This is a genomic window from Achromobacter sp. Marseille-Q0513 (genome assembly GCF_018195695.1).
Classification (GTDB): Bacteria; Pseudomonadota; Gammaproteobacteria; order Burkholderiales; family Burkholderiaceae_B; genus Achromobacter.
In genome coordinates this window covers 1-7,622 of record NZ_JAGTJY010000243.1, presented here as the reverse complement: position 1 = coordinate 7,622, position 7,622 = coordinate 1, and the positions used below count along the sequence as shown (strand labels likewise).

General features: G+C 68.1%; 8 protein-coding genes. 4 read left to right on the top strand and 4 right to left on the bottom strand.

The features are described from left to right. The 4 genes from hslV to KDH83_RS28300 all read right to left on the bottom strand — a co-directional run. Nucleotides 1–387, bottom strand: a 387-nt coding sequence (hslV, locus tag KDH83_RS28315) for an ATP-dependent protease subunit HslV (RefSeq protein ID WP_212321888.1), incomplete at its 3' end; no start/stop codon positions are given. A gap of 412 nt (nucleotides 388–799) precedes the next feature. Next, on the bottom strand, nucleotides 800–1,264 hold the full coding sequence (gene dksA, locus KDH83_RS28310) for an RNA polymerase-binding protein DksA (protein ID WP_006389752.1): 465 nt from the start codon (nucleotides 1,262–1,264) through the stop codon (nucleotides 800–802). 128 nt (nucleotides 1,265–1,392) lie between these two features. Then, nucleotides 1,393–2,520 carry a GTP-binding protein gene (locus KDH83_RS28305; RefSeq protein WP_212321886.1) on the bottom strand — a complete coding sequence of 376 codons (1,128 nt, stop codon included), beginning with the start codon at nucleotides 2,518–2,520 and terminating at the stop codon, nucleotides 1,393–1,395. A gap of 638 nt (nucleotides 2,521–3,158) precedes the next feature. Beyond that, nucleotides 3,159–3,662, bottom strand: a complete 504-nt coding sequence (locus KDH83_RS28300) for a Fur family transcriptional regulator (RefSeq protein WP_103271601.1) — start codon at nucleotides 3,660–3,662, stop codon at nucleotides 3,159–3,161. Between the two features lie 359 nt (nucleotides 3,663–4,021). On the opposite strand from KDH83_RS28300, the gene KDH83_RS28295 reads away from it, so the two are divergent. From KDH83_RS28295 to KDH83_RS28280, 4 genes are read left to right on the top strand one after another with little or no spacing between them, the layout of a single operon-like run. Beyond that, a complete protein-coding gene (locus KDH83_RS28295; RefSeq protein ID WP_212321884.1) occupies nucleotides 4,022–4,780 on the top strand; it encodes an ABC transporter ATP-binding protein in 759 nt (252 codons plus the stop codon). Next, nucleotides 4,777–5,643: a metal ABC transporter permease gene (locus KDH83_RS28290; RefSeq protein WP_212321882.1), complete on the top strand. Its 867-nt coding sequence runs from the start codon at nucleotides 4,777–4,779 to the stop codon at nucleotides 5,641–5,643. Before KDH83_RS28295 ends, KDH83_RS28290 begins: the two co-directional genes overlap by 4 nt. Nucleotides 5,644–5,660: 17 nt before the next feature. After that, a complete protein-coding gene (locus KDH83_RS28285; protein WP_212321880.1) occupies nucleotides 5,661–6,644 on the top strand; it encodes a zinc ABC transporter substrate-binding protein in 984 nt (327 codons plus the stop codon). Next, nucleotides 6,605–7,288, top strand: coding sequence for a DUF1007 family protein (locus tag KDH83_RS28280; protein WP_212321878.1), 684 nt, complete (start codon nucleotides 6,605–6,607; stop codon nucleotides 7,286–7,288). Before KDH83_RS28285 ends, KDH83_RS28280 begins: the two co-directional genes overlap by 40 nt. Nucleotides 7,289–7,622: the final 334 nt, after the last annotated feature.

The window sequence follows — 7,622 nt, the reverse complement described above, 5'->3', positions numbered from 1 at the left end:
CTGACCGGCAACGGCGACGTGCTCGGGCTCGAGCACGTCGCCGTTGCCGGTCAGCACCAGCGTGTGCTCGGCGTCGGCCACGATCAGCATGGCTTCCAGGCGGCGCAGCACGCGGTCGGTGCGCCAGTCGCGGGTGAGTTCGACCGCCGCGCGCATCAGGTTGCCCTGGTGCTTCTCGAGCTTGGCCTCGAAGCGCTCCTGCAGCGTGAACGCGTCGGCGGTGGCGCCGGCGAAGCCGGCCAGGATCTTGTCGTGGTACAGGCGGCGGATCTTGCGCGCCGTGCCCTTGATGACGATGTTGCCCAGGGTGACCTGGCCATCGCCGCCCAGTGCGACGCGGTTGCCGCGACGCACGCACACGATGGTGGTGGCGTGAAATTGTTCCATGCGTTCCTTCCTTTGAAAGGACTAGCTGGGGGCGGGCCGGAAAAATTCAAGGCGCGGCGCAGCGGCCTGGAAGCGGACAAAGACCGGGCGGCACAAGGCGCGTCATCGACCCGGAACCGCCGCATGGCCATCTTCGTTCCGGAAAAAGAAAAAGGCCATGCTGGAAACCAGCATAGCCTTTCAGCACGACGGACGGATTACGGAACGTATCTGCAAAACCACCCTGTCACCCCCCCCAGCCACTCCCGACGCATGAAGCCGATGCCACTTCATCGGGGCCGCACGGAGCCGGTTTTGCCGGTCCGTAACGGCGCCCCTGGGGGGAAGCGCGTAGCGCTCGGGGGCGGGTCTCAACCTTCCGGTCCGTAGCGGTGCCCCTGGGGGAAGCGCGTAAGCGCTTCGGGGGGCAAGCTCAGTCGCCGTAGAGTTTTTGGCGCATTTCGCGGCGTTCCTGCGCTTCCAGCGACAGGGTGGCCGTGGGGCGGGCCAGCAGGCGGGGGATGCCGATGGGTTCGCCGGTTTCCTCACACCAGCCATATTCGCCGCTGTCGATGCGGGCGATGGACTGCTGTACCTTCTTGAGCAGCTTGCGCTCGCGATCGCGCGTGCGCAGTTCCAGCGCGTGCTCTTCCTCGATCGTGGCGCGGTCGGCGGGGTCCGGCACGAACTGGGTTTCCCGCAGGTGCTCGGTGGTCTCGCCAGCGTTGGCCAGGATGTCCTGTTCGAGTTGTTTGAGCCGTTCCTTGAAGAACGCCAGCTGGCGTTCGTTCATATAGTCGGACTCGGGCATGGCCAGCAATTCTTTTTCGCTGGGCAGATCAATCGCCGTATCGCTCGTCGACTTGCTTGATTTCTTGGTTGCTGCCTTGGTAGCCATGTAAACACTCCACTATGAATCGATCCTGGCGCGGGATCCCTTCCCGGTTCGTGCTGCCTTCTGCCTACGCTATTCGTACCTCACAGTACTGCCTTCGTCGCATTGCGTCACGTATCCAGGACGGGGGTTTACCCCGCCAGGCACTGCTCCAAGCCCCGGGTGAAAATTTCCTGGGGCAGCTTGCGTCCGATGAAGACCATCTTGGTCGACGGTTTTTCGGCCGCGGTCCACGGCTTGCCGGGTTCGGCGCCCATCATCATGTGCACGCCCTGGAACAACATGCGGCGGTTGATGCCCTTCATGTACAGGATGCCCTTGTAGCGCAGCAGGTCGGGACCATAGACCTGCACCACGCCGCCCAGGAATTCTTCCAGGCGGGCCGGATCGAACGGCTTGTTCGAGCGGAACACGAAGGCGCCGATCTCGTCGTCGTGCTGGTGGTGATGATGGTGATGGGCATGATTGCAATGCGCCCCGCACTCGCCGGCGTGCTCATGATCGTCGTGATCGTGGCCATGGCCGTGATCGTGGCCGTGGTCATGCCCGTGGGCATGGTTGTGGGCCGCGTCGGGGTGCTCATCGGCCAGGAAGTCCGGGTCGATGTCGAGAATGGAATTCAGGTTGAAGCCGCTGATGTCGATGATGGACTTCAGGTCCACTTCGCCGAAGTTGACCGGCGTGATCGGCGCGCGCGGGTTCATGTGCACCAGGCGGTTGCGCAGCGCTTCGTAGTCGGCTTCGTTGACCAGGTCGCGCTTGGAGATCAGGATGCGATCGGCGAAGCCGACCTGCTTCTGCGCTTCGGACTGTTCGTCCAGCGTGACCATGCCGTGCTTGGCGTCGACCACCGTCACCACCGCGTCCAGGCGGTAGTACTCGGCGATGTCGTCGTCCATGAAGAAGGTCTGGCACACCGGGCCGGGGTTGGCCATGCCGGTGGTTTCCAGGATGACGCGCTCGAAGTTCAGCTCGCCGGCCTGGCGCTTGGCACGCAGGTCGGACAGCGTGCGCATCAGGTCGCCGCGGACCGTGCAGCAGACGCAGCCGTTGGACAGCTCGATGATTTCCTCGTCGCGGTCCTGCACCAGCAGGTCGTTGTCGATGCTTTCCGGTCCGAATTCGTTTTCGATGACCGCGACGCGGCGGCCATGGAATTCGGTCAGGATGCGCTTGAGCAGGGTGGTCTTGCCCGCACCGAGAAAGCCGGTGAGGATGGTGACGGGAACCATTTTGTCCAAACTGCGCGGGGTGTTCATGGCGAAGCTGCTTGCGTGAAGTTAAACAGACAGGGACTAGGCGGGCGGCCCGGCGGCGCCGCCTGCGGCGACCGCCAAGTGGGCGTGCCGGTGGATGTGAGCCGATCTTTCGCGGATTGCCGGCACTGTGACTGCCAGGACGCGTTGCGTCTCCTGGCCCGCCAGGGCCGCCAAGCCGGCGCTGCGATCGGTGCAGCCACCTGCCGGATGTCGTTCTGCCACGGGCTGCGAAGGCCGCCAAAGGCGACCGGACGCAGGATTACAGCACAGTCGGGGGCGGGGGGCAAACCCCCGGAATAACCCGGGGCCGGAGCCCGGCCAGATCGCGGCTGTACGCCGTCAAGTATCGGGCGATACCACTATTTGGGGGCGGTTTGCCCGGTTTCAAGAGTAGGGGAGGCCATGGGAAGGTCCACCCCCGAAGCGCCTGCGGCGCTTCCGAGGGGGAGGCCCACCCCCGAGCGCCTGCGGCGCGTCCCCCTCAAGGGGGCGCCGCTGCGGACCGGCGGAGCCGGCTCCGCGCGACCGCGTTTGGGGGAAGCCTGTGCGATGCGCGCGGCGGCTATTGGGGCGGACGCAGATTGCAAAATAAAAGGGGCGGATTGTCCGCCCCTGTCGCTGCCCTTGCCGGACGGTGCTCAGTGCCGGTGGTTGTGGTGGCCGGCGTCGGCGGGCTGCTTCTGCTGGCACTGCGGGCAGAGCGCGCGGATCTCGGTTTCGTGGGTGGCCAGCGTGAAACCGGTCTGGGCCACGCGTTCGGCCAGCTGGCGGCTCATGGCGGGATCGGACAGTTCGGCCACCGCGCCGCAGCCGGTACAGACCACCAGCAGATCATGCGGCGCGCCGCCGGCGTCGTGGCAGGCGCTCCAGGCGTTGACGGCGTCCAGGCGGTGGACCAGGCCTTCGTCCATCAGGAAATCCAGCGCCCGGTAGACGGTCGGGGGCGCCGCGCCGGGGTGCACTTCGCGCATGGCGTCCAGCAATTCATAGGCCTTCAGGCTGCGGCCGTGGCGCAGCAGCAGTTCCAGCACCTTGCGACGGATGGGCGTGAGGCGGCGTCCGCGCTGTTCGCACAGCGCCTCGGCGACGCTGAGCTGGGCGCCTACGGTGTCACTGCGGGGAGAGCGGGGCGTAGCGGGCATGGCGGGCGATATCTATCAAGGGGGTGAAGCACGCGCGCCGCGCGCGCGATGGCTGGAAGGTAGCAGAAAACCTCCAGATGCGGGCGGGTCCGGGAAAATCCAAGTTGATTGGTTATGATATAACATAATAGAAACTAGCCTGAGCTCAGCTCCTCCCGGCTCCGCCGCCCGCCGCCTTTTCCTGTTTTTCGCCGTATGTCCCACTTCACGCTTCTGCCGCCGAGGCCGGGCGCCACGCCCGCGCGGAGTCTTGCCCGTTCCGCTTTCCTGGCTTCCGCATGGCGCCGCATGGCCGGCGCGGCGCTGGCCGCCGGCGGCCTGTGGGCGCTGACCAGCTGGGCGCTGGGTTGGTGGGGCGCATGAGCGCCGCGCTGCCGCCCGGGTCCACCGTGGGTTGCGCCGCCGCCGGTGCCGTCATCGAACTCGACCAGATCTCCTTCGGCTGGCACGGGCATCCGGTGCTGCGTTCCGTCTCCGGCAGCTTCGCCGCCGGCGGCATGACGGCGGTGGTCGGTCCGAACGGCGCCGGCAAGTCCACGCTGATCAAGGGCATCATGGGCGTGCTGCCCCCGATGGCCGGCGCCTTGCGGATCGCCGGCGCGGGCCGCGCCGGCCTGGCGTGGCTGCCGCAGGCCGCCGAGCTGGATCGCAGTTTTCCCATGACGGTGCTGGACCTGGTGGCGATGGGCGCCTGGCGGCGGGTCGGCGCCTGGCGCCGCTACCGTGGCGAGGAACTCGACGGCTGCATGCAGGCGCTGGAGACCGTGGGCCTGGCCGCCGAGGCGGGCCGCGGCCTGGATGCCCTGTCCGGCGGCCAGATGCAGCGCGCGCTGTTCGCGCGCATGCTGGTGCAGGATGCGCCGGTGCTGCTGCTGGACGAGCCCTTCGCCGCCGTGGACAGCCATACCGCCGATCAGCTCATGGCGCTGCTCTGCGGCCTGCACCAGCAGGGCCGCACCGTGATCGCCGTGCTGCACGACCTGGACGTCGTGCGCGGCCATTTTCCGCAATGCCTGCTGCTGTCCGGATCCGTCGTGGCCTGGGGTCGCACGGAAGAGACCTTGAGCGAGGCGCATCTACGCGCCGCGCGCGAGCGGCAAGGCGGGAGCCTGGCATGACGCTGGCCGGCTGGATCGTTTCGCCGTTCCTGGACTACGGCTTCATGCGGCGCGCCCTGGCCGGCGCCTGCGCGCTGTCGCTGGGCGCCGCGCCGTTGGGTGTGTTCCTGGTGCTGCGGCGCATGAGCCTGATGGGCGACGCCATGTCGCACGCCATTCTGCCGGGCGTGGCGGCGGGCTTCCTGCTGTCCGGGCTGTCGTTGTGGGCCATGATGCTGGGCGGCATCCTGACCGGCCTGGCGGTGGCGCTGCTGTCGGGCCTGGTGGCGCGGCTCACGCCGCTGCGCGAGGACGCCAGCTTCGCCGCCTTCTATCTGATCTCGCTGGGCCTGGGCGTGCTGCTGGTGTCGCTGCGCGGCTCCAACATGGACCTGCTGCACGTGCTGTTCGGCACCGTGCTGGGGCTGGATGACGATGCCCTGCTGCTGGTCACGGGCACGGCCAGCGTCACGCTGTTGGCGGTGGCCGCCATCTACCGCCTGCTGGTGGCTGAATGCCTGGACCCGGGATTCCTGCGCGCCAGCGGCGGCGCGGGCGGCTGGGTGCACATGGGCTTCCTGGTGCTGGTGGTGGTGAACCTGGTGGCGGGCTTCCAGGTGCTGGGCACGCTGATGGTGGTGGGGATGATGATGCTGCCCGCCGCATCGGCCCGCTTCTGGGCGCTGTCGGCCGCGCGCCAGATTCCGCTGGCGGTCGGGCTGGGGCTGTTCTCGTCCGTGGCCGGCCTGCTGGTTTCCTATCACTTCAATGTGCCCGCCTCGCCCGCCATCATCCTGGCCGCGGGCGGCTGTTACCCCTTTTCCATCGTCGGCGGCCCGCGGGGCGGGCTGCTGCGGGCGCGCCGTCTTGCCGGCCGCGCCTGATTCTTCCGGAGACCGCCATGAACGATTTCATCTCCGCGCCGCGCCGGCGCGCCCTGCTGGCCGCCGCCGGCCTGTGCCTGTCCGCCGCCCTGACGCCGGCCTACGCGGCCGAACCGCTGAAGGTGGTGGCCAGCTTTTCCATCCTGGGCGACATCGTGCGCGAGGTTGGCGGAAAGGATGTGAGCGTGAGCACGCTGGTCGGTCCCGATGGCGACGCCCACGAATACGAGCCCACGCCCGCGGATGCCAAGAAGCTGGCTGGCGCGCAGCTGCTGGTCGTCAATGGCCTGGACTTCGAGGCCTGGCTGCCGCGGCTGGAAAAGGCCTCGGGCTTCGCCGGCAGGAAGGTGGTGGCGTCCGAAGGCGTGACGCCGCGCAAGTTCGCCGGCGGCGGGCATGACCATGGCCACGACCACGACCATGGCAAAGGCGATGCCGATGGCGACAAGGGCGGGCACCATCATCACCACGGCGACGCCGATCCGCACGCGTGGCAGAACCTGGCCAACGGCGCGCGCTACGCGCGCAACGTGGCCGAGGGCCTGGCGGCGGCGGATCCCGCCCATGCCGACGCCTATCGCCAGCGCGCGCTCGCCTATGGCGCGCGCATCGAGAAGCTGGACGCCGCGATCCGCCAGACCTTCGCCGCGATTCCCGCCGAGCGCCGCAAGGTTGTCACCTCGCACGACGCGTTCGGCTATTTCGGCGATGCCTACGGCGTGACGTTCATCGCCGTGGCCGGCGTGTCCACCGCCGCCGAACCGTCGGCCGCCGACGTGGCCCGCATCATCGAACAGGTCAAGCGCGAGCGCGTGCCGGCCGTGTTTGTCGAGAACATCACCAGCCCCCGGCTGGTGCAGCAGATCGCGCGCGAAACCGGCGCGAAGGTGGGTGGTACGCTCTATTCCGATGCCCTGTCCAAGCCTGGACAGCCCGGCGCCACCTACCTGGAAATGTTTGAATGGAACGCACGCCAACTCGCCGCGGCCTTGCAGCCCTGAGCGTTGCCGCCGGCCTGCTGGCGGCCTCGGCCGCCAGCGCGCATCCCCACATGTGGATCGACGCGCGCGCGGTGATCGACCTGGACGCGGACAAGCGCATCACCGCCGTGCGGCAGGTCTGGCGATTCGACGAGATGTTCGGCGCCTATGCCACGCAGGGCCTGAAGAAAAGCAAGGATGGCTCGCTGGCCGCCGACACGCGCGCCGGCATGGCGCGCGACTGGATGAAGGCGCTGGGCGAGCCGATCTCGCATTACTTCACGCGCGTGTCCGTGGATGGCAAGAGCGCGGCTTTCGCCGCGCCGCGCGATGCGCGCGTGGACTGGGACGCGAAGGCCGGCCGCCTGTCGCTGGCCTTCACGCTGCCGCTGGCCGAGCCCATGGCGCTGGGCGCGGACGGCGCGCAGATCGACATCTATGACCCGACCTATTTCGTCGCCTACGCGTTCGACGAAAAGGACGCGGTCACGCTGGGCGGGCCGCAGGCCGCGGCCTGCAACCGGGCCTACCGCAAGCCCAAGGAACTGGATTGGAACACCATGCAGCAGCTGGCCGCGATTCCGGCCGACCCGGACGCGCTGCCGGAAGAACTGTTCGCCATCACCAAGGGCCTGACGCATCGCATCGAGGTTCGCTGCCCGTGATGCGGCCGGCCGGCACGTTGCGCGCCTGGTCCCCGGTCCTGGCGCTCGCGCTGGCGGCGCTGCTGGCGTGGGCGGGTCCGGCCTGGTCACAGTCCGCGCATCCTTTCGGCGTGCCCGAGAGCGGTGGCGGCATGGCGGGGCCGGGGTGGCTGGGGGGGCTCTTCGGCCCGGGCCCGGCCCGGCAGACGCACCTTTACCGCCGGCTCTTATACACATCTGTCGCTGCCGGCGAGACTCCCTGGGTAGATCCCTGGGGGCGCCGGATCCACATAAAAAAAACATTTACGTCGATCGCTGGGTGTGTGCCTAGTTAGCCCACATAAGTCCTATATTC